23 protein-coding genes and 1 other RNA gene are annotated in these 19,562 nt (G+C 59.6%); 5 read left to right on the top strand and 19 right to left on the bottom strand.

Annotation, left to right across the window (positions count from 1 at the left end; all coding sequences use genetic code 11):
* Positions 1–22 precede the first annotated feature (22 nt).
* From J7447_RS17215 to creD, 5 genes are all read right to left on the bottom strand, one after another.
* Positions 23–544, bottom strand: a complete 522-nt coding sequence (locus J7447_RS17215) for a hypothetical protein (protein WP_022999027.1) — start codon at positions 542–544, stop codon at positions 23–25.
* A gap of 137 nt (positions 545–681) precedes the next feature.
* Positions 682–1,278, bottom strand: a complete 597-nt coding sequence (gene msrA, locus J7447_RS17210) for a peptide-methionine (S)-S-oxide reductase MsrA (RefSeq protein ID WP_208984511.1) — start codon at positions 1,276–1,278, stop codon at positions 682–684.
* Positions 1,279–1,632: 354 nt separating this feature from the next.
* Entirely contained in the window at positions 1,633–2,010 is a 378-nt protein-coding gene (locus tag J7447_RS17205; protein WP_075281688.1) for a VOC family protein, read from the bottom strand.
* A 34-nt stretch (positions 2,011–2,044) separates the two neighbouring features.
* Positions 2,045–2,428, bottom strand: coding sequence for a VOC family protein (locus tag J7447_RS17200; RefSeq protein ID WP_209170664.1), 384 nt, complete (start codon positions 2,426–2,428; stop codon positions 2,045–2,047).
* Between the two features lie 178 nt (positions 2,429–2,606).
* On the bottom strand, positions 2,607–4,073 hold the full coding sequence (creD, locus tag J7447_RS17195; protein ID WP_209170385.1) for a cell envelope integrity protein CreD: 1,467 nt from the start codon (positions 4,071–4,073) through the stop codon (positions 2,607–2,609).
* A 249-nt stretch (positions 4,074–4,322) separates the two neighbouring features.
* Between creD and J7447_RS17190 the strand changes: the two genes are divergently transcribed.
* The gene (locus J7447_RS17190) at positions 4,323–5,513 is read left to right on the top strand and encodes a hypothetical protein (protein WP_209170384.1); all 1,191 of its coding nucleotides are present in this window, start codon (positions 4,323–4,325) and stop codon (positions 5,511–5,513) included.
* Positions 5,474–6,298: a methyltransferase domain-containing protein gene (locus tag J7447_RS17185; RefSeq protein ID WP_208997790.1), complete on the top strand. Its 825-nt coding sequence runs from the start codon at positions 5,474–5,476 to the stop codon at positions 6,296–6,298. Before J7447_RS17190 ends, J7447_RS17185 begins: the two co-directional genes overlap by 40 nt.
* A 27-nt stretch (positions 6,299–6,325) precedes the next feature.
* Here the strand turns inward: J7447_RS17185 and J7447_RS17180 are convergent, their stop codons facing one another.
* From J7447_RS17180 to J7447_RS17145, 8 genes are all read right to left on the bottom strand, one after another.
* Positions 6,326–7,117, bottom strand: coding sequence for a nucleotidyltransferase domain-containing protein (locus J7447_RS17180; RefSeq protein WP_209170383.1), 792 nt, complete (start codon positions 7,115–7,117; stop codon positions 6,326–6,328).
* 69 nt (positions 7,118–7,186) lie between these two features.
* The gene (locus J7447_RS17175; RefSeq protein ID WP_209170381.1) at positions 7,187–7,969 is read right to left on the bottom strand and encodes a succinate dehydrogenase iron-sulfur subunit; all 783 of its coding nucleotides are present in this window, start codon (positions 7,967–7,969) and stop codon (positions 7,187–7,189) included.
* 59 nt (positions 7,970–8,028) lie between these two features.
* The gene (locus J7447_RS17170; protein ID WP_031268686.1) at positions 8,029–8,874 is read right to left on the bottom strand and encodes an FkbM family methyltransferase; all 846 of its coding nucleotides are present in this window, start codon (positions 8,872–8,874) and stop codon (positions 8,029–8,031) included.
* Positions 8,875–8,886: 12 nt separating this feature from the next.
* Entirely contained in the window at positions 8,887–10,713 is a 1,827-nt protein-coding gene (gene sdhA, locus J7447_RS17165) for a succinate dehydrogenase flavoprotein subunit (RefSeq protein ID WP_055657173.1), read from the bottom strand.
* Between the two features lie 5 nt (positions 10,714–10,718).
* Complete coding sequence (sdhD, locus tag J7447_RS17160) at positions 10,719–11,102, bottom strand: succinate dehydrogenase, hydrophobic membrane anchor protein (protein ID WP_022999038.1); 384 nt, start codon at positions 11,100–11,102, stop codon at positions 10,719–10,721.
* Between the two features lie 10 nt (positions 11,103–11,112).
* A complete protein-coding gene (gene sdhC / locus J7447_RS17155; protein WP_055657171.1) occupies positions 11,113–11,511 on the bottom strand; it encodes a succinate dehydrogenase, cytochrome b556 subunit in 399 nt (132 codons plus the stop codon).
* Positions 11,512–11,788: 277 nt separating this feature from the next.
* Positions 11,789–12,724 carry a glutaminase gene (locus J7447_RS17150; RefSeq protein WP_022999040.1) on the bottom strand — a complete coding sequence of 312 codons (936 nt, stop codon included), beginning with the start codon at positions 12,722–12,724 and terminating at the stop codon, positions 11,789–11,791.
* 130 nt (positions 12,725–12,854) lie between these two features.
* The gene (locus J7447_RS17145) at positions 12,855–13,535 is read right to left on the bottom strand and encodes a sulfate transporter family protein (protein WP_022999041.1); all 681 of its coding nucleotides are present in this window, start codon (positions 13,533–13,535) and stop codon (positions 12,855–12,857) included.
* A 183-nt stretch (positions 13,536–13,718) separates the two neighbouring features.
* Between J7447_RS17145 and J7447_RS17140 the strand changes: the two genes are divergently transcribed.
* Entirely contained in the window at positions 13,719–14,465 is a 747-nt protein-coding gene (locus J7447_RS17140; RefSeq protein WP_209170367.1) for a class I SAM-dependent methyltransferase, read from the top strand.
* 48 nt (positions 14,466–14,513) lie between these two features.
* On the opposite strand, the gene recR is transcribed toward J7447_RS17140, so the two are convergent.
* The 3 genes from recR to J7447_RS17125 all read right to left on the bottom strand — a co-directional run bounded on the left by recR (position 14,514) and on the right by J7447_RS17125 (position 17,544).
* Positions 14,514–15,122, bottom strand: coding sequence for a recombination mediator RecR (recR, locus tag J7447_RS17135; protein ID WP_209170365.1), 609 nt, complete (start codon positions 15,120–15,122; stop codon positions 14,514–14,516).
* A gap of 152 nt (positions 15,123–15,274) precedes the next feature.
* Positions 15,275–15,595, bottom strand: coding sequence for a YbaB/EbfC family nucleoid-associated protein (locus tag J7447_RS17130; RefSeq protein ID WP_006935456.1), 321 nt, complete (start codon positions 15,593–15,595; stop codon positions 15,275–15,277).
* An 89-nt stretch (positions 15,596–15,684) separates the two neighbouring features.
* Positions 15,685–17,544, bottom strand: coding sequence for a DNA polymerase III subunit gamma/tau (locus tag J7447_RS17125; protein ID WP_209170663.1), 1,860 nt, complete (start codon positions 17,542–17,544; stop codon positions 15,685–15,687).
* Positions 17,545–17,759: 215 nt separating this feature from the next.
* Between J7447_RS17125 and J7447_RS17120 the strand changes: the two genes are divergently transcribed.
* The gene (locus J7447_RS17120; protein ID WP_209170363.1) at positions 17,760–18,080 is read left to right on the top strand and encodes a hypothetical protein; all 321 of its coding nucleotides are present in this window, start codon (positions 17,760–17,762) and stop codon (positions 18,078–18,080) included.
* Between the two features lie 13 nt (positions 18,081–18,093).
* Here the strand turns inward: J7447_RS17120 and J7447_RS17115 are convergent, their stop codons facing one another.
* The 3 genes from J7447_RS17115 to ffs all read right to left on the bottom strand — a co-directional run bounded on the left by J7447_RS17115 (position 18,094) and on the right by ffs (position 18,971).
* On the bottom strand, positions 18,094–18,492 hold the full coding sequence (locus J7447_RS17115; RefSeq protein WP_209170361.1) for a hypothetical protein: 399 nt from the start codon (positions 18,490–18,492) through the stop codon (positions 18,094–18,096).
* Positions 18,479–18,739: a hypothetical protein gene (locus J7447_RS17110; RefSeq protein WP_022999047.1), complete on the bottom strand. Its 261-nt coding sequence runs from the start codon at positions 18,737–18,739 to the stop codon at positions 18,479–18,481. The genes J7447_RS17115 and J7447_RS17110 overlap by 14 nt, the downstream gene beginning before the upstream one ends.
* A gap of 134 nt (positions 18,740–18,873) precedes the next feature.
* An RNA gene (gene ffs, locus J7447_RS17105) (signal recognition particle sRNA small type) lies at positions 18,874–18,971 on the bottom strand.
* A 131-nt stretch (positions 18,972–19,102) separates the two neighbouring features.
* Between ffs and J7447_RS17100 the strand changes: the two genes are divergently transcribed.
* Entirely contained in the window at positions 19,103–19,522 is a 420-nt protein-coding gene (locus tag J7447_RS17100; protein WP_022999048.1) for an HIT family protein, read from the top strand.
* The last annotated feature ends 40 nt before the right edge of the window (positions 19,523–19,562 follow it).

The following is a 19,562-nucleotide window of genomic DNA, read 5'->3' as shown; positions in this document are numbered from 1 at the left end:
GATGGTTGCCGATGAAATCCGGTCAACCGTCCTGCTGCAGGCAGAGCTGATAAACCCCGGCAAGATCCGACAAGGTTTCTTCATCAGGATGGGACAGGAAACTGTCGATGATATCCCTGAGCGCCAGATGCATGTTCCGGTGCTGGCGCAGACGCCTGTAGGACGAGCCGAGCTTGTAGATCTGTTCGATTTCCTCATGCGAGAAGAGGTCCAGACCCGCAATACCCAGCACGACACCAAGATCAGCATTGGTGCGCCGCGTCAGGTTGTGTGCAATCAGGAACCCGAACAGGCCGGTGACAAATCGGTTTTCGAAGCACAGTTCGTCAAAGTCGCGCTCGACCACTTTCAGCACGAGCTTCATGATCGACACGGTGGCAGCTGCCGCAAATTCGGTCGGTGTGTTGGTGTCACAGATCTCCAACCCTGCTGCTTCCAGCATGGCGGCGGTGGATCTTCGAAGGCGGTCTTCCGTCTCGACGGCTCTCAATTCAGAAATAAATTCCGGCTCTGCTGTAACGCGACTTCCAAACAAGCTCAGCATGTTAGCGTCCTTTCAGACGTAAGCCCACTGAAAGTATGTAGTGTACACCTTACCCTACGGCAAATTGATGCCTGAAAATTCGACGAAAATGCTGTTCTTTTGGGCCGCTCCCCGCGGAAACGGCCCATTTTCGAATGTTATGACCCTGCCTTGGGCAACCCCTTGAAGGCTTCGCTGCCCCACACGGCCTTGACCTGCGCATCCCTGCCGCACCCTTTCCTGTAGCCTTTGTAGGCGTCGGCGCGGGTGACGTAGCCGAAGCGGGTAAGCGTACGAACCTGGCTCTTGTAATAGGCCTGGTGGTAGTCCTCGGCGGGCCAGAAAACGGCCGGAGCCTCTACCGGCGTTACGATCTTTCCGCCGAGTGCCTTTTCCGCCTTCGCGATTTCCGCCCTGGCCTGTTTCGCCTGGGTTTCGTCCAGAGGATAGATGGCGGTGGAATAGGCATGTCCCCGGTCGCAGAATTGACCGCCGGCGTCCGTCACATCGACGGTGCGCAGGAAGATCCCGACAAGTTCGGCGTAACTGATCTTGTTCTCGTCGAAATCGACCTTGACGACCTCCCGGTGACCGGCACGATCATAGTCCTTGTAGGTAGGGTTCTGAGTCTCCCCGCCAGCATAGCCGGAAACGACATCGCGCACGCCGGGAAGTTTCTCAAGATCGGATTCAACGCACCAGAAGCATCCTCCGGCAAGCACCGCGGTTTCGGCCTGTGCGGTTCCCGGTGGCATCGACGCCACGAGCGCGGCAAAGAAAGTGAGCGGGAGCAGGCGTTTCATGTCAGGTCCTCCGGGCAGCTGGTTGTGGTTGATCTTTCCCGAGGGATCACCAATCTGGTGATGATGGCGAAACCCCAACCGGAAAGACGACCAGCGCGCTTGGGTTTCGAGCTGTGGTCTTCGACTTTGAAATACGCTTCATGGGTTGGAAGACCCGTGAAGGCATTTCGAATTCTACCCGAAAGAGGTAACGCGCCCGGCGGCTGAGACAAACTCAACTCCGCTCGCCAAACCAGCACATGCCCGTGAGCCTGGCGTGAGGCCCCTCATTTCGGGCAGCCAAAGCCATGACTGATCAGGCCATTCTCAGGCCTCCCAGGCCTTGGCGGCCTCCTCAAATCCGGCGAGTTGCGGTTTGACGACGCAGAACCGGTGACCGCTGGTTGCCTGCATCACTGTCCAGCCGTCCAGTTTCTGAACGATGGTCGCGCCCAGACCTTCAAGCCGGGCAACTTCCTTTTCCGGATCGTCGGTTTCGATATCCAGGTGCACGCGGGAGGGATGCTCGACCGACTGGAGCAGGATGCCGATTTCATCTTCCGTGCCGATCAGGCGGCGATAGCGTGGATTTTTCGGCTCAGCTTCAACAGTGCGCCCGAGCGCACCAGCCCAGAATTCCGCATGGCGGTCGATATCGCCACCTTCACAGTCGATCACCAGATCTCCCAGCCGGCTCTTGTGCATTTTTTTCTCCAAATTGAAATCAGGAAACAAAGACTTATTCAGGCAGGTGACAGACCGCCTCGATATTCAGACCATCCGGGTCGAGTACGAAAGCACCGTAGTAATTTTCATGATACTGCGGCCGCAGGCCCGGTGCGCCGTTGTCCTTGCCGCCGGCTGCGATCGCAGCCTCGTAGAAGGCATCAACGAGCGCCCGGTTCGAAGCAGCAAAGGCGACATGCACCGGTGTTCCAGGGGCTTTGCCTTCACCAATCCAGAAGTCCGGCTTGTCCTTGCCGAAACCGCAATAGGCGGGTCCACCCGTCATTTCAGCGGTGACTTCCATCAACACCTTGATGTCAAGTGGCGCCAGGGCCTTTTCGTAGAACGCACGAGACGCCGGAAAATCGCTGACCGCAAAACCGATATGATCAAGAATGGACATCACGTCCTCCCACTCACCTCAATAGAACAAAATAAGAACATTCAAGGGGAAATTGCAAGCCTCGTTTTAGAGCTGCGATGCGCTCAACCAGCAAATGCCAAGCAAAATCGGCGGCGCAGCGAAGCCACACCGCCGACCGGATTGGCGACATACCGGAATGACAGAATGACCGTCAGACCGCTTCGGCTTGCGGCCTCGTGCCGACCTGTTGTTGCCCGGACCAGTCGATCCGCTGGGTGGCAAACATGGTAACGGCAAGTGACAGGAACCCGATCATCGAACCGATCAGGAGCGCGTAGTCCTGCTCCTGCATGAGCGCATAAAGCACGCCGAATATCGCAGCCAGGACCGCAAGCATCACGCTTCCGGCAAGACGGCTCTTGAGCGAAGTCCCGATATAGAGCGCATTCAGCAGCGTCGCGGCGGCAGCGGCCACAAGATAGGCCAAGCCGTAGCCAACGTGCTCTGCAAAGGCGAGCAGCATGACGTAGAAGACGATCAGGGACAGTCCGACCAGGCCATACTGGATCCAATGGACCCGCCATCCGGAGCGCATTTCCAGAACGAAGACCGCCAGGAAGGTCAGGCTGATGAAGCAGACTGCGTATTTCAACGACCTGGAAATGGTCTGATAGAAATTGACGGGTTCAACGAACTGCACTCCCAGAACCTTGTTTTGCAACGGCATTTGCGGGCCGAGCACCAGTTTTGGAATGCCGCGGGCAAGATAGGGGATGGTCCAGGATGCGTTGAAACCGGCATCGCCGATTTCTCGGGCTTCCGGCAGGAATGCGCCGGTGAAGCCGGGATGCGGCCAGTCGGATTGAAGGGATACGCTGGTTGTTTGACCGGCCGGGGCAACGTAGAAAGCGGTGGAGCCGTTCAGCTGCATCGGGATGTCGAAAGAAAACCCGTTTCGCCACAAACCCGCAGCGACAGGTGCGTTAATACCGGACGCGTTGATCGTGGCAACAGACCGCCGTATCGGCTCCATTGTCAGCGGCCCGAGCCCAGGCTCGAACGGCACGGAACCACTGTCGTTCAGGACCAGTGCGACCTCGCTTTTCAGCGCTGCGATGTCGCCGATGCCCACCACAAGAACCGCCTTGTCCCCGGCAATGTCGATTTGCCCACCGAACTGCGGCTGAAAGTTTTCGGACGACGTTGCGGCGAACCGGCCCTTCAATGTCACGCTGCCATGATAGACGGGCAGCGAATAGATCGATTTCCTGCGCTCCTGAACGGAAATGTCGCCACTCACATCCAGCTTTTCCGGAAACAGGATGGCAGTGTGCCAGCGAATTTCGGTCTTGGCGTTTTCTCCGGTGGAAACAGTGAAGGTCTCGCTGAACGGAACAACCAGATACGGTCCGTTGATCTCCTGGACGCCACCCCACGACCGGGCGATGTCCTGAGCGACATCCCGGGCCCTTTCGGCACGTTCTTCCACCAGCACCCAGACGAACAGGCTCGGCACCAGCAGCATCACGGTCAACACTCCGATGATCACGAACTTGACTGCCGGAGACCCAAGAAAAGACGTTCGGCGCACCGGCTGTTCACGGGGTGAGCGGGGCTGCGAAAATTGAGGTCGCTCCTGCGGTTGTTCAACGGTGTCGTTTTCAGTATCGCTTGTCATGCAAATCAACCCTCTGCCAGAAGGATGTCCCGTCAGGCGGGCACCCGGTCAACAGGGCGATCATTGAAGACAGAACAGGACACAAAAGGGCGTGGCCGAGCGGCTTTTCAGTATTGTTTGTGCAGTTCCTGTGCAGTGGCTCAAAAGTTGTTGGATTGCTGCCTCATTTTTCCTGTCTATTTCACAACTCGCACTTGTGCGTACCGGCGGCGCAGTGCCAGAATGGCAGAACCCTCGGAATAACTAACAATGCATCCATTAAGCGACATATCTACCGCGGCCGCGCCCGCCTATGCCCGACGTGCGGACTATCTGCCGGCGCTGGTCAAGCGGCTCGATCTCTTCAAGAGTGAAGCGCACCGGTATCTGCTGGTGGCGCATCTGTTTGACGACACAAGGCGCATGATCGATGCGCTGGAAGGAGTCATGGATTTCGATGCAATCATCGGCATCCCGTATTCCTCCGGCAGTGATGTGACACGTCTGAAATGGCAGGCCGTATACGGCGACAAGGTCCAGTGCCCGAAGACCGAGCCAGAATTCAAAGAGGTCCTGGCCAACGCCTTGCAGAAGAGCCTGGATGCCTGCCGGGCCTCCGACCAGAAGCTCGTCATTCAGGAAGTCGGCGGTTATGCCGTCGAATTGCTGCACGAGCGGTTTCAAGATCAGCTGCACCTTGTCGAAGGCGTGGTGGAGATCACCAAGCAAGGCGTCTGGCGGGCCGGGCAGACACGGCTGCGGGTGCCTGTGCTCCACTGTGCCGACAGCGAGCTGAAGCGCCTGGAAGCGGTACGTTGCGGCGAGACCATTGCCCGGTGCCTGGATGGGCTCATGCGCGATCTCGGCAACTCCCTGGCCGGCCGGCGCGCTGCTGTCTTCGGAGCGGGCTGGATCGGGTTCGGCGTGGCCAAGGCCCTGCGCCGGCTGGATGTCATCGTCTCGCTGATCGATGTCGACCCGCTGAAAATCGCAGAAGCAAGGTTGTCAGGTTATCCGGCGACCCTTCATCCCGCGGATCTCGAGCAATGCGACCTGGTTGTCGGGGCGGCAGGGCGCTTGTCGATAACCCGGGACGTGCTGCAGCAGCTTCGCAACGGCTGCCTGGTGGCGAGCGCCAGTTCCCGGCGTATCGAAATCGACGTCGATTTTCTGGAACAGTCGCCAGCCTGCGACATTCATCCGTCAATCAAGGCTTTCCAGCTTCCCGGCCAACAGGGGGCGGACAAGCAGATCTGCCTCGTCAACGACGGCTACCCGGCCAATTTCATTCCCGGCTCCGGCAGCGTTGCCGATGAAGTGGTCGAGCTGATCCTCGGCGAACTGATCGTGCTGATGGCCGACCTGACCACCTACACCTACGAACCCGGCATTCACCGCTTGGCGACAGAAGGAGAGGCAGTGTGCACCAAACTCTGGATCGAACAGAGAGACCAGACCTAGCGGATGATGAGCAATCCGAAGTTACGGTCCATTCGCAGTATCTGGTCAAGAAGCTCGCGAACGCCCAGAGGAACCTGTACGGAACGGTGAAGTTCGACATTGTCGCCCGCACCATCCGGGACTGGGCACAAGACCTTGGTCGGCCGCCGCGTATTCTCGATATTGGTTGCTCGACCTCGATTTCGAAAGAATATCTCGCCGACACCGGCCTGGATTTCGACTATTGCGGTGCCGATTATGAAGCGGCGTTCGAACCGGACATCGTGCTGGACGCCACCCGTCTTTCCGAACACCGCGACGACCTGCCCTGGCAGCCGGATGTGATCGCCCTTCTGGACGTGCTGGAGCATCTGCCAGGTCGTGGGCCGGCGATCGAGTCCGTGATGCGTCAATGTGGTGAGGTCATTGCGCCGGGTGGACTGATCCTAGCCGTGGTTCCGCAGCTTTACCGCCTCGACCGGCTGAAGCTGGGCCACCTGCACTACGCCGAGCACCAGGTCCGCATGACCTTGAACGAATGGTCGGAGATCATCGGCCGCGCGGTCACGATCGAGTCGGTGCACGGCATCGGCTATCTCTCGTGCCTGCCCTATCTGCCGATGCTCAGCCCCTGGTACGAGGAAACCAACCGCCACGGGAAACTGTTCCACCACCTGCGCGGCAAGACCTTCGAATGGGGTCCGCTGAAACCCGCTGAAATCGCCCTTACCCGCACGCTTGGTCGTGTTCCCGGGTTCAGGGGCTGGTGCAACAGCTCGCTTCTGGTGTGCCGGGCGAAGGTGTGAGTTTTCAGGGCTAGCCGGTCTTGCACTCTAGCGAGGACTAAGCTCGGCAGACCAATGCCGCCAGAAATCATCTATTCGGCCCTGATGCACCGCACAGGGCTCGCCTGCGTTGGCAAAGGACTGGAAACCGTCGAAAGTATCGAGAATGAACCCAGACAATACAGGGTTCAACCTTTCGGAGCCCATTTCGGAACTCAACGCTTTGCGTTCCAGCAAGATGTCGATCTCGCGGGAAACGACATCGGGGAAACCGGCGTTCTGACGTAGATCCTGAAAATTCATCGGTGCGACCGCGCGCTCGGGATGGTGACTTAACCACATGAGCGCTGCGAGCGGCCTGAGGCAATAGAGCGTCTTCTTCAGGGATACATCGCCTTGGAAAAAATTCTGCCTATGGATCTGTGCTTTGGCGAGATGATAGTAGTGCTTGCAGATTAGTCTGCGGTCACACACGACATCTGCTAGGTCAAGCGCGGCGTCGCGAAAAGGTTCGTGCAGTTGATAGGCGAATACCGACTTCAACCACTCCACAATCACCGCATTGCCTACATACATGAGCCGCAGGGCCTTCGCCAGGTCCCAGCCGTTTATGTCGAAGACCGGTGTCAGCGGCTCCTCGATGACGTCGCGCACCGGAAACAGTGTCACCGTCTTCTCGACTGTGCGGACGTAGACAAAGCGGCAGTCATAGTCACTGTCGGCTGAAGGAAACCCCCATGCCCTGCTGCCGCTTTCGATGGCCAGCGGAATGGTGATCCGCTCCCGAGTCTCCAGCTCTTTCAGCCGAGCTTGAATTTCAGATACAATTTGCGGATCCATGGACCATGTCCTCCCAAAGAAATGGCCGCCCGAGGGCGGCCAAATCGCAGAACAAATCTGACCGGTCAATCAAACCCGGCGTTCGACCATCATCTTCTTGATCTCGGCAATGGCCTTCGCCGGGTTCAGACCCTTCGGGCAGGCTTGCGAGCAGTTCATGATGGTGTGGCAGCGATAGAGGCGGAACGGATCTTCCAGATTGTCCAGACGCTCGCCGGTGGCCTCGTCACGGCTGTCGATCAGCCAGCGATAGGCCTGCAGAAGGACGGCCGGGCCGAGATAGCGGTCGCCGTTCCACCAGTAACTTGGGCAGGAGGTGGAGCAGCAGGCGCACAGAATGCATTCATACAGGCCATCAAGCTTCACCCGGTCTTCATGCGACTGGCGCCATTCCTTTTCCGGGGCTGGCGATACTGTCTTCAACCACGGCTCGATCGAGCGGTGCTGGGCATAGAAATTGGTCAGATCCGGCACAAGGTCCTTGACCACCGGCATGTGCGGCAGCGGGTAAATCTTGACGACGTCGCCGGCAATCTCGTCCATGCCCTTGGTGCAGGCCAGAGTATTGGTGCCGTCGATGTTCATCGCGCAGGACCCGCAGATACCTTCGCGGCAGGACCGGCGGAAGGTCAGTGTCGGATCGATCTTGTTCTTGATGTAGATGAGGCCGTCGAGCACCATCGGCCCGCAATCGTCCGCATTGATGAAATAGGTATCGACGCGCGGGTGGCGGCCATCGTCCGGGTTCCAGCGATAGATGCGGTATTCACGCAGGTTGGTGGCGCCTTCCGGCTTGTCCCACACCTTGCCTTCCGTCACCTGGGAGTTCCGGGGAAGCGTCAGCTGAACCATCTCGTTACTGCTCCGCGTTGGGCCCTTGGTTTCGCGTCCAGGGCCAAATCGTCTTTCGCTCAGGCAGAGAGCTCAAAGACCATGTTGTCATTCGTCTGGCCGGTTACCCCGTAGCCGCGGTTTGCCAGTTCACTCAGGCAATCCTCGGTCCAGTAGGGCCGGCAATTGGTTTCAAGCAGGATCACGCGGGGCCAGAGGCTCCGGTCCGCGTGCCTCAGGAAAGGCAGGACCACACGGTCCTCGAAGCCTTCCACATCAACTTTCAAAACATCGATCCGGGTGAGGCCCTGATCGTCGGCTATGGCCGTCAGCGGACGAACCTTCACGAAGGTCGGTGTCCAGTCGCCAGCCCATTCGCCGGTGGTCAGGTCCTTCACGAAGGTGGCAAAGCCGCAGTTGCTCGGTTCCTGCCACAGCGGCAGCGTATCGTCGCGCGGGCCAACGGCTGAATTGACCACCGTCACGGTGTCCAGGTCGTTTGCACGTACGTTGAAACCGAGCTTCGTTGCCGTCTGCGGGTTGGCCTCGATCGCAACAACCTCCGCGCCGAGACCGGCGGCAAAGATCGAATAGGAACCGATGTTGGCGCCGATATCGACAAACACCTTGCCCTTGCCCAGATGCGGTTCGATCAGCTTGTGCTCTTCGCGCTCCGGCAGGCGGCCCTTGGCCAGGATCTTGCGGTCGTCATAGTTTTCACCCGGATAGATCCGGAACTTCAGACCGTCGGCTTCCAGATCGTAAGGGCCCTTGAAGAACCGCGCCACCAGGGAGCGGATACGCTTGCGCAGGCCCTTGGAAAGGTCGTGCCGGTCGGCAAGACGCCAGGCAGCCCGGACCATCCGCTCGGCGGGATATGTGCCGAACGGACTTCTCGTGTCCAAAAGGGTTGCCACCTGGCTCACCGTGCCGTCTCCTTAGTAGACGCGCGCTTTCGGCGCGATCTTCTTCGGATCGATGCCACCCTCTTCAAGGGTGGTCAGCGGATCGAGCACCACCGGACGGTAGTCCAGCTTGACGTTGCCGGCTTCGTCGACCCACGAGAGCGTGTGCTTGCGCCAGTTCTCGTCATCACGGCCGGCAAACGGACCGTCCTTGTAGTCCTCGCGGGCATGGGCGCCGCGGCTTTCCTTGCGGGCTTCCGCGCCGTAGACCGTGGTGATGGCGTTGGCCATCAGGTTCTCCAGCTCCAGTGTTTCCACCAGATCGGAGTTCCAGATCAGCGAACGGTCGGAGACCTTGAGGTCCTTCATTTCGCCCCAGATCTCGGTCAGACGCTTGCAGCCCTGCTCCAGGCTTTCCTGGGTCCGGAAGACGGCGGCGTCTTCCTGCATGGCGCGCTGCATCTTGTCGCGAAGATCGGCGGTCGGGATGGAACCGGAAGCGTTCCGCAGCTTGTCGAAGCGGTCCATGATCTTTTCACAGGAAGCTTCGCTCGGCGCCGGCACGGCCGATTTCGGATCGACGACCTCACCAGCCTTGATCGCCGCCGCGCGGCCGAAGACCACAAGGTCGATCAGCGAATTGGAGCCGAGACGGTTGGCACCGTGAACCGATGCACAGCCGGCTTCACCGACGGCCATCAGGCCTTCCTGGATGCGGTTCGGGTTGTTGCCGTCCGCGTTCAGCACTTCGCCCCAGTAGTTGGTCGGAATGCCGCCCATGTTGTAGTGAACGGTCGGCAGGACCGGGATCGGATCCTTGGTCACATCCACGCCGGCGAAGATGCGGGCGCTTTCGGAAATGCCCGGCAGACGTTCGGCCAGCAGAGCCGGATCGAGGTGATCCAGGTGCAGGAAGATGTGGTCCTTGTCCTTGCCGACGCCGCGGCCTTCACGGATTTCCATGGTCATGCAGCGCGAGACCACGTCACGGGAGGCAAGGTCCTTGGCCGACGGTGCGTAGCGCTCCATGAAGCGTTCGCCCTCGGAGTTGACCAGATAACCGCCTTCGCCGCGTGCCCCTTCGGTGATCAGGCAGCCGGAGCCGTAGATGCCGGTCGGGTGGAACTGGACGAATTCCATGTCCTGAAGCGGCAGGCCTGCACGGGCCACCATGCCGCCACCATCACCGGTGCAGGTGTGGGCGGAGGTTGCCGAGAAGAAGGCGCGGCCGTAACCGCCGGTCGCCAGAACCACCATCTTGGCGGCAAAGCGGTGCATGGTGCCGTCATCGAGGTTCCACGCGATCACGCCCTGGCACACGCCGTCTTCGGACATGATCAGGTCTAGTGCGAAATACTCGATGTAGAATTCGGCATTGTTGCGCAGGGACTGGCCGTACAGCGTGTGCAGGATGGCGTGTCCGGTCCGGTCGGCTGCAGCGCAAGTGCGCTGCACGGGGGGACCTTCGCCGTAGTTCTGCATGTGACCGCCGAACGGGCGCTGATAGATGCGGCCGTCTTCGGTTCGCGAGAACGGCACACCATAGTGTTCCAGTTCGTAGACCGCCTTTGGCGCTTCACGGGCCAGGTATTCCATGGCGTCGGTGTCACCGAGCCAGTCGGATCCCTTCACCGTGTCGTACATGTGCCATTCCCAGCAGTCCGGCGTCATGTTCTTGAGCGACGCGGCAATGCCGCCCTGGGCAGCAACGGTGTGGGAGCGGGTCGGGAACACCTTGGTGATGCAGGCCGTTCTCAGGCCCTGCTCGGCCATGCCGAGCGTGGCCCGAAGGCCTGCGCCACCGGCGCCGACGACCACCACATCATAGGTGTGGTCGACAAATTCATAGGTCTTGGCCATTCGGGTCAGCCTCCAAAGCCAATCTTGAGCACTGCGAAGACGCAGCCGAAACCGATAAAGGCGCAGAAGAAGGTGTTCGCCATCAACGTGAGGAACTTGATGCCTTCGCCATGCACATAGTCTTCGATGATCACCTGCATGCCGAGCTTCATGTGATAGACGCCGGAGAGGATAACCAGGAGCAGGATGATCGAAACGAGCGGGTTCTTGAGGGTCTCGACCACGTCGCCGTGGGAGGAGCCCTGCATCGCGATCACCAGGATCACGAAGAACGAGATCAGGAACACGTTGGCGACAGCGGTCAGACGCTGCTTCCAGAAGTGATCGGTGCCTTCCTTGGCAGATCCAAGGCCGCGTACCTTGTTCAGGGGTGTGCGCATATCTGTCATGACACTCTCCTTAGCGAACCGCGTAGCCGATGATCCAGAGGATCAGCGTGACGGCAACGGACCCGATGATGGTCGCCTTGGCGAGCCACTCGCGCGCTTCCTTGCCGAAGCCCGCACCCATGTCCCAGATGAAGTGGCGCAGGCCGCCGAGCATGTGATGCACAAGCGCCCAGGTGAAGCCGAACAGGATCAGACGGCCGATGATCGAGCCGTAGATGCCGTTGACGAAATCGAAGTAGCTGGGGCCCGCCGCAGCGGCGATCAGCCACCAGGCCAGCAGGACAGTGCCGAAATAGAGCGCCGCGCCAGTGATGCGGTGCAGAATCGACATGACCATCGTCAGAATGGGCTTGTAAATCTGAAGATGGGGCGACAGCGGGCGGTTGCCCCGCAGATCGGCGTTCGACATGGAATTCCTCTCCCGTACGACGCTAGAGCGAAATGCGCTTAAGATGACCCGTTTGAACCTGGTTCCGACCCCGGACGAACCGGCGCAGCCTCCTGGCCAAACGACCCAACCTCAACTCACCTCACCCCAGTTTACGTTTACGCAAACGTAAGCAAATCAAAGCGTTGTCTAGGTGCGTAATAGCGCCAACGCTTCAAAAGGTCAAAATATCCTATAGGCCTAATTGCAAGGAAACTACTTCTATATCGTTTAAATTCATCCGGTGACAGAAAGTGACCTAAACGTGAGCCCCTTCGCCCCCGTGGGGAACGCCGAACACCGACCAGCCGGTTTTGTGAGCAAAATGCTCCATTGCTTCCGTGCCCAGCTTGGAATTGCCGTACTTGTTGAGCCCCGGCGACCAGACGGCGATAGACGCCCGGCTTGGCGAAATCACGAGAATGCCGCCGCCGACACCACTTTTGCCCGGCATGCCGACACGAAAGGCGAAATCGCCCGAACCGTCGTAATGGCCACAAGTCATCATGAGGGCATTGATCCGCCTCCGGCGCTCGATCGAAACAAGGCCTGGCATCCGGGGCGCATCCACCAGAAAACGGCCGGCAAGCGCAAGCTGCCGGCAGGACATCTCAATGGCGCATTGATGGCAGTAGGTGCCAAGCACCTTGTCGACGGAAGCCCGCAGATTGCCGTAGGACGCCAGATAATGGGCAAGGGAGAAATTGCGGTGTCCGGTGGCGAGTTCCGACTTCGCGACCTTCTCGTTCATGTGGATGCTGTCGTCGTCGCAGGCGGCGCGAATAAAGCGCAGCAGTTCGCCCAGAGCTTCCCGTGGCGTTGATCCGGCCAGATAGGTATCCGTCGTCACCAGCGCCCCAGCATTGATGAACGGATTGCGGGGAATGCCGTCTTCCCGCTCCAGAAGCAGGATCGAATCGAAGGACAGCCCGGAGGGTTCGCGCCCAACCCTGTACCAGAGCTGATCTCCGACCCGGCCGAGCGCCAGAGCAAGGGCAAAAATCTTGGAGACGGACTGGATGGAGAACGGCACATCGGCATTGCCGGCTGTGAATACCCTGCCATCGGCCAGGGCGACGGCTATGCCGAACTGGTTGGGATCGATGCCTGCCAGTTCGGGAATATAGGTCGCGACATTGCCTTTGTCGGGATTGGCCGCAGCGGCTTCCGCGATTTCCGTCAGCAATTCCTGCATGTGCTCCTCCGGTTCGGAGGGGCACTTGGTCAGATTGCCATGGGATATGCAAGTGTCGGGTGACGTGGCGCCATCCTGGCAGCCTCAATTGCAGGGTGCCGTCTCCCGCCCCGCAAGAGCGAGACAGTCTTCAGGCGCGCGCCACATTCTGTCGCTGCGCTGCCAGCAGCTTGAAAAGATGCAGCATGAAAATGGTCGCAAAGATCGGCGTCACCAGGTTGAGAATCGGCACGGCAAGCAAGCCGGCGATGATGAGACCACCGAGAAAAACGGTTCCGCCCCGTGCCTTGCGGAATGCCTTCGCCTCGGCCGCCGGAAGAAACCGCATGGCGGCGAATTCGAAGAATTCCCGGCCGAGCAGGTAACCGTTCACGATGAAGAAGGCGACCAGATTGACACCGGGCACAAGCAGCAGCACCAGGGCAAACAAGTTGCCTAAAATCACGACGCCGGTGAACTTAATTGTCTGCACGATCGACTGCGACAGCGGCAGTGCGCGGCCCGGCTGGTCGTGCGGATAGTCCTTCTTGTCGACGATATCCGCGATCTCGTCCTGAAAGAGGCCGGCAAAAAGCGCTGAAATAGGCGCAATCAGGAAGCCGAGTACGAAAATTGCACCAATGCCCGTCAGAACGGAAATTGCCGTGTCCATCCAGGCATAGGGCAGCGCGACGAAGGCCGCGATCACGCCCTGAAGGGCGATCCAGATGACAACCAGCACGCCAAGTGTAAAGCCAAGCATCTTCCAGAAAATTGCCCGGAACGGCGGTTCGAACACCTCGGACATGGCGCGGGAAGCAGCTTGGAACATGACACCTTCAAATTTCTCGTGAACGACCGCCTCGACATAAGTGCAGCGCCGATCATGTGCAAGCCCGCAGACGATAGCTGCCCGAAAACTAAACTTAATGTTGTGAATGCCCGCTTCTGAAACTAGAGTTTGTCAAACGGTTGTTCGTTGCCGGTACTTTACACCCCAGGTTCGGACCGCACGATGCTGCATCTTCATTTCGCCCCCGACACCGACATCACCAAGGGGCTGGCACCCGAAGCCCTGAAAATGTTCCAGTTCGAGTGGAACAGCTATCACAAGCTGGTGCGTGCCAACGAAATGCACCACCGGGAAATCGGCCAGCTCTTGCGCGACGAGATCGGCAGACGTTTTGACAGGCCTTTCGCTTTTCTGGATCTGGCCTGCGGCGACGCCAGTCTTGCGCAGACGGTGCTTCAGGATAGCAAGGTTGCGACCTATGAGGGCCTCGACCTGTCACGCCCGGCACTGCAATGTGCCGCCCGGGTGATGAAGGACGTGCCGTATGATGTGGAACTTGCCGAAGAGGACATGGTGGAAGGCATCGTGAGCCGTCCGGCCAGCGCCAACTTCATATGGTGCGGTTATTCCATCCATCATCTTCAGCGCACGCAAAAACAGGAAATGCTGTCAGCGATCCGCAACGCGCTCAAGCCGGGCGGCGTCTTCGTCTGCGCGGAGCCTGTGTGCCTACCCGGCGAAACACGAGCCGATTATACACGCCGCTGGCAGAAAGAACTGCGCCACCGGTTTCGTTCACTAACCGACGCCGAATACGACCACCTCTGGGAACACATCAGCACGCACGACTTTCCCGAAACCCCGGAAAACTGGTTGGCGATGGGCGAGACAGCTGGTTTTACATCAAGCCGAGAGATCTTCCGGTTTCCCGGCGATCTGTTTTGCGCCGCGTTTTTGTATGAGAAGTGAGGCTGTCGGTTTCGGCAGTGTGCCAGGTGCCTGGTTTCCAGCGTGTTTCTAGAACCGCGTCCGGGCGCGCAGCGCCTGCGCCAGCGTGCCTTCGTCCAGATAGTCCAGTTCGCCGCCGACGGGCACCCCATGGGCGAGGCGGGTGACATTGACCTCAAGATGGGACAGCTGGTCCATGATGTAGTGGGCCGTTGTCTGCCCCTCGACGGTGGCGTTGATCGCCAGAATGACTTCCGAAAAGCCTTCCGACCCGCAACGGTCGATCAGCGAGGCGAGATTGAGATCCTCCGGGCCGACGCCGTCGAGAGGCGACAGGGTACCGCCCAGGACGTGATACCGGGCATTGACCGCACCGGCACGTTCCAGCGCCCAAAGATCGGCAACATCCTCGACCACCACCAGAACACTCTGATCGCGTTTCGGATCTGAACAGATGGTACAGGGATCGGACGTATCGACAGTGCCACAAGTCGAGCAGATGCCGATTTCGCGAACCGCAATGCCCATGGCGTCCGCCAGCGGTACCAGCAGCTGATCCTTTTTCTTGATCAGATGCAGCGCGGCACGGCGCGCCGAACGCGGGCCAAGCCCCGGCAATTTCGCCAGGAGCTGGATCAGCCGTTCGATTTCCGGTCCTGCCACACTTTTCTGTGCCATGGTTTTCTCTTCAGCGCGCGTTGACGACCACCTGAAAGACCTGCTGCGTCAAACCGGCCGGATCGCTCCCCTGATTTCCAGGAAGCAACCAAGAGGCCGGCTTACGAGGCATGGCGCGAGGCTCTTACAGCCGCCACGCACTTCAGTTGGTATCAGAACGGCAGTTTCATGCCGGCGGGCAGGCCCAGACCACCCATCAGTTCCTGGGTCTTTTCCTGAATTGCCTGCTCGACCTTGGCACGGGCTTCGGTGTGGGCGGCAATCAGCAGATCCTCGAGGATCTCCTTTTCCTCTTCCTTCAGAAGAGACGGATCGATCGACAGCGACTTCAGATCGCTCTTGCCGTTGAGACGTACGGTGACCAGGCCGCCACCGGCCGAGCCTTCGGCCTCGATCTCAACGATCTGCTCCTGCAGCGAGCCCATCTGCTCCTGCATTTGCTTGGCCTGTTTCATCATCTTGAGGAAATCCATGGAACGACTCCTTCCAAACCCTCACATGGCGCGGATTTCCGCGACCTTACCTATCTGGGAACTGCATTTAGAAGAACAAGAAGCGCGGATCAATCGTCTTCGTCATCCCCGAGCGCTTCGCTCAGGAGCGGATCGCTGACCATCGGGTCGGCCAGAGCAGCGTCGTCTTCTTCGGTAACCTGAACCTTCACGTCGACAACACGGGCACCCGGGAACTGCGCCAGCAGGGCAGCAACGGTTGGGTGCGACTTCGCGTCGGACAGGAGTTGCTGCTGGTTGGCCTCCTGCTCCTCGTGGATGGTCGGGCGTCCCTGAGTGCGGGAAACCACGACAAACCAGCGCTGTCCGGTCCATTCGGTCAGTTTGCGGCCGAACTCGCCGGCGATATCGGCCGGGGCGTCGTCCGTCGGCTGGATCTCGATCTTGCCGGGTTCGAATTTCACCAGACGCATGAGACGCTGGATCTTGACCTTGAACGGAATGTCGCCCTTCTCGGAAGCAAGGGCGGCGCAATCGTAGAGGCTCTTGAGATTATACGCCGGCTGAGCCTGCGGTTCGGGCGCGGCTTGCGGCACTCCCTGAGGCGCAGGCCTGCCACCCTGGATGGCCGAGAGCTGAGGACGGGCGCTTGCCTGCATGGTCGGGCCACCGCCCGAACTGCCGGGCGCGTAGTTCATGCCGACAGCCATGGCGGATGTACCACCGCCACCACCGGCAGGTGCTCCGCCACCACCAGATGGTGCCGCACCGCCAAACGGGTTCTGGCCATTCTTGATCTGTGCCATCAGGTCGCCCGGATCCGGCAGGTCCGCGGCATAGGCAAGGCGCACCAACACCATGTCCGCAGCGGCCAGTGGCTTGGACGCGGCCTGAACTTCCTGGACACCCTTCAAGAGGATCTGCCAGGCGCGGGACAGAAGCCGAACAGAAATCTGCTCTGCAAACTCACGGCCGCGCGCCCGTTCAGCTTCGGTTACCGACGCTTCGTCAGCCGATTTCGGCGCAACCTTCATGCGCGTGACAAGATGCGTGAAGTCCGCCAGGTCCGTCAGCACGATGGCCGGATCCGCACCGACCTCATATTGCGCCTGCAGTTCGCCCAGGGCGTCCTCGATCCGGCCGGCCATGATGTGGCCGAAGAGGTCAATCACCCGGGCACGGTCCGCAAGACCCAGCATCTGACGCAGGTTTTCCGCCTCGATGGCGCCGGCGCCATGGGCCATGGCCTGATCGAGCAGGGACAGGGAATCGCGCGCCGATCCCTCCCCCGCACGGGCAATCAGCATCAGGGCTTCGTCGGAAATCTGGATGCCCTCGGCATCGGAGATCCGGCGCAGCAGACCGATCAGCTTGGATTGTTCGATCCGGCGCAGGTCGAAACGCTGGCAGCGCGACAGGACCGTGATCGGCACCTTGCGGATCTCCGTCGTCGCGAAGATGAACTTCACGTGCTCCGGCGGCTCTTCCAGGGTCTTCAGCAGACCGTTGAAGGCGGCGTTCGAAAGCATGTGCACTTCGTCGATGATGTAGACCTTGTAGCGCGCCGTTGCCGGGCGGTAGCGGGCCGCATCGATGATTTCGCGAATGTCGTTGATGCCGGTGTGGGAGGCGGCGTCCATCTCGATGACGTCGACATGGCGGCCTTCCATGATGGCCTTGCAGTGCGTGCCTTCCTGGGTGAGCTTCACCGTCGGCTTGTCGGCAACGCCCGGCACTTCGTAATTGAGGCCCCGCGCGAGGATGCGGGCGGTGGTGGTCTTGCCGACACCGCGCACCCCGGTCAGCATCCAGGCCTGCGCAATCCGCCCGGTTTCAAACGCATTTTCCAGCGTCTGCACCATCGGCTCCTGGCCGACCAGATCCTCAAACGTCTTCGGCCGGTACTTGCGCGCAAGAACGCGGTAAGCACCATCGTCGGTCGCCGGTTTCACCGCGCCCTGATCCGCCATCAACCCCGGCGTCTGCCCGCCGTCACTTTCGGAAAAGCCTGTCTCATCCATGAGCCGCACCATAACCATTTTTTCGAAAAGTGGGACGGGCTTTTGAAAGTTTTTGTGCGTCGGACTGCCCCGGGCCGCAATACCTTCAGGGAACCCTTTGCCCAAGCCACGCATTGAGTAACTGCCGGCCGTTATTTTCAGCCGGTTTTCATCAGGGAGACGATATGTCTGGAAAACTCTCGCACGACCTGTTCAGCCTCTGGTTCCAGGCGCCTGTCGTCATCGCCCTGCGCTGCCAGAACTGGACCGCAAACCTTGCGGCGGGCACGGCCTGGACCAATCCGGAGCTTCATCGGATGATAAGCGAAAAGGCTGCAGCTGCGACGGAAAGCGCGCTTGCCATGAACAGGGCGCTTCTACGTGATGGAATGACGTCGTTTCAGCGGTACTGGCTGGGTGGGCAATCAATCGCGGCAAAGGGCACACGGCCCTATGCGAAGCGTGTCCGCGCAAACGCCAAGCGCCTGAGCAGGAAACCGCGGTAGTTATCCGATTTCCTCAACCCTGATATCTGTCCGGCAACAAAAACCGTTGCCTTGCGCCTGGCGACCCAAGCCGCGCGTCCGAATACCACGTTGCCATCAACGCCCTTGAGCTGAGATCCGGGTTCTTGGCAAGAAATTCGCCGAAGGTTTCATGCGGCGTCTCGGCCATCCGCTCCGACAGGATGCCCAGGAAGGCCAGGGTGATGGTGGTGTTGTATTTCTCCGGCACGCCTGCTCTGGAGGCAAGGCCACGCAAGGCGTTGCCATATCGGCAAGCCGCTTCCAGAAACTCGTACTTCTGCAGCATCCGGCAGGCAACGCCGATATGGTCCACGTGGCTGAAGCCTTTTGCATCCAGCTGGCCAGCTTCGAAGCGATCGGAAAGCTGCGCGTAATCCCTAAGCTCCGGCATTTGTCTCGTCCTTCAGTTTGTGGCTGTCGGCCGCGCTCAGATCGAGGTCGTAAACGCTCTTGAGTTGCCGGATCTTGTCCAGTGTCTCCTTCGAAAACGGCGGCTTGTTCTCAAAAGCATGCAGCGCCATGCCCTCGATCAGGTCGCCAAGACTGATGTCCAGATGTTCGGCGAGCCCTTTCAGGACCTTCAGCAACCGTTTTTCCAGGCGCACACCGGTTTGAACGCGCTCAACTGATTTTTCCATGTTGTTATCATGGTACCAATGTACCAGGTAAGTCAACTTGTCGATTTGAGATGCGGAGAGCCCGAGCCTTAAAAACAAAAAAGCACCGCGGAAAACCGGCGGTGCTTTTTGGTAAAGCTGATGCTTTGGATAGGGTGGGAGGCTGGCACGGCGACCCGTGCCGAGGCTCGTTAGGGCTGCTTCCTTCCGGACCTGACCCGGTTGGCGAGTGGCTCGTCCACCACCAACCTCCCGAGGGCCTTATATCAGAAGAAGGATGGGGTTTGGCAAGAGGGCAACACGGTTTTTTGTTCGCCGGGAAATCACACTCCCAAACCCGCCACGAAGCGTGTAGCCTTCGGGAAATTCTGCCCGGAGTGTTTCATGTCATCCTTTGCCCTCAATGCCCGTCTCGAAGGCGACAGCTACTTCGTCAGCGATCTGACGCTGTGCACCGTCCGTCTGCTGAAAGATGCCAACTATCCCTGGCTGCTGCTCATTCCGCGCCAGTCAGACCTCGTCGAGATCATCGATCTGGAGGAGGCCGACCAGATGCAGTTGATGCGAGAAATCGCCCTGGCCAGCCGGGTGCTGCGCGAAGTGACCGACTGCGAGAAGCTGAATGTCGGCGCTCTCGGCAATCAGGTGTCCCAACTGCATGTCCATGTGATCGCCCGTTACCGGGACGATCCGGCCTGGCCCGGGCCGGTCTGGGGTGCGGTTCCGGCGCAGGAGTATTCCCACGACAGGGTGGAAACCCTGATCGAGAAGTTGCGGGATACCCTTGCCGGTGACGACGACTGATTGCCGGACCGGTCCAACATCCTGCCTCGTAGCTGTTTCA

This window comes from Labrenzia sp. R5_0, from assembly GCF_017743835.1.
Lineage (GTDB): Bacteria > Pseudomonadota > Alphaproteobacteria > Rhizobiales > Stappiaceae > Roseibium > Roseibium algicola.
This window is presented reverse-complemented; position numbering and strand designations above follow the sequence as displayed.

What these genes read in the sequence shown, in the direction of transcription:
- J7447_RS17215 (WP_022999027.1), bottom strand. Translation starts at nt 544, where the DNA reads ATGCTGAGCTTGTTTGGAAGTCGCGTTACAGCAGAGCCGGAATTTATT.
- msrA (WP_208984511.1), bottom strand. Translation starts at nt 1,278, where the DNA reads ATGCCACCGGGAACCGCACAGGCCGAAACCGCGGTGCTTGCCGGAGGA.
- J7447_RS17175 (WP_209170381.1), bottom strand. Translation starts at nt 7,969, where the DNA reads ATGGTTCAGCTGACGCTTCCCCGGAACTCCCAGGTGACGGAAGGCAAG.
- J7447_RS17205 (WP_075281688.1), bottom strand. Translation starts at nt 2,010, where the DNA reads ATGCACAAGAGCCGGCTGGGAGATCTGGTGATCGACTGTGAAGGTGGC.
- J7447_RS17120 (WP_209170363.1), top strand. Translation starts at nt 17,760, where the DNA reads ATGTCTGGAAAACTCTCGCACGACCTGTTCAGCCTCTGGTTCCAGGCG.
- J7447_RS17150 (WP_022999040.1), bottom strand. Translation starts at nt 12,724, where the DNA reads ATGCAGGAATTGCTGACGGAAATCGCGGAAGCCGCTGCGGCCAATCCC.
- creD (WP_209170385.1), bottom strand. Translation starts at nt 4,073, where the DNA reads ATGACAAGCGATACTGAAAACGACACCGTTGAACAACCGCAGGAGCGA.
- recR (WP_209170365.1), bottom strand. Translation starts at nt 15,122, where the DNA reads ATGGCACAGAAAAGTGTGGCAGGACCGGAAATCGAACGGCTGATCCAG.
- J7447_RS17190 (WP_209170384.1), top strand. Translation starts at nt 4,323, where the DNA reads ATGCATCCATTAAGCGACATATCTACCGCGGCCGCGCCCGCCTATGCC.
- J7447_RS17180 (WP_209170383.1), bottom strand. Translation starts at nt 7,117, where the DNA reads ATGGATCCGCAAATTGTATCTGAAATTCAAGCTCGGCTGAAAGAGCTG.
- J7447_RS17100 (WP_022999048.1), top strand. Translation starts at nt 19,103, where the DNA reads ATGTCATCCTTTGCCCTCAATGCCCGTCTCGAAGGCGACAGCTACTTC.
- sdhA (WP_055657173.1), bottom strand. Translation starts at nt 10,713, where the DNA reads ATGGCCAAGACCTATGAATTTGTCGACCACACCTATGATGTGGTGGTC.
- J7447_RS17130 (WP_006935456.1), bottom strand. Translation starts at nt 15,595, where the DNA reads ATGGATTTCCTCAAGATGATGAAACAGGCCAAGCAAATGCAGGAGCAG.
- J7447_RS17140 (WP_209170367.1), top strand. Translation starts at nt 13,719, where the DNA reads ATGCTGCATCTTCATTTCGCCCCCGACACCGACATCACCAAGGGGCTG.
- J7447_RS17125 (WP_209170663.1), bottom strand. Translation starts at nt 17,544, where the DNA reads ATGGCGGATCAGGGCGCGGTGAAACCGGCGACCGACGATGGTGCTTAC.
- J7447_RS17110 (WP_022999047.1), bottom strand. Translation starts at nt 18,739, where the DNA reads ATGGAAAAATCAGTTGAGCGCGTTCAAACCGGTGTGCGCCTGGAAAAA.
- sdhC (WP_055657171.1), bottom strand. Translation starts at nt 11,511, where the DNA reads ATGTCGAACGCCGATCTGCGGGGCAACCGCCCGCTGTCGCCCCATCTT.
- J7447_RS17145 (WP_022999041.1), bottom strand. Translation starts at nt 13,535, where the DNA reads ATGTTCCAAGCTGCTTCCCGCGCCATGTCCGAGGTGTTCGAACCGCCG.
- sdhD (WP_022999038.1), bottom strand. Translation starts at nt 11,102, where the DNA reads ATGACAGATATGCGCACACCCCTGAACAAGGTACGCGGCCTTGGATCT.
- J7447_RS17115 (WP_209170361.1), bottom strand. Translation starts at nt 18,492, where the DNA reads ATGCCGGAGCTTAGGGATTACGCGCAGCTTTCCGATCGCTTCGAAGCT.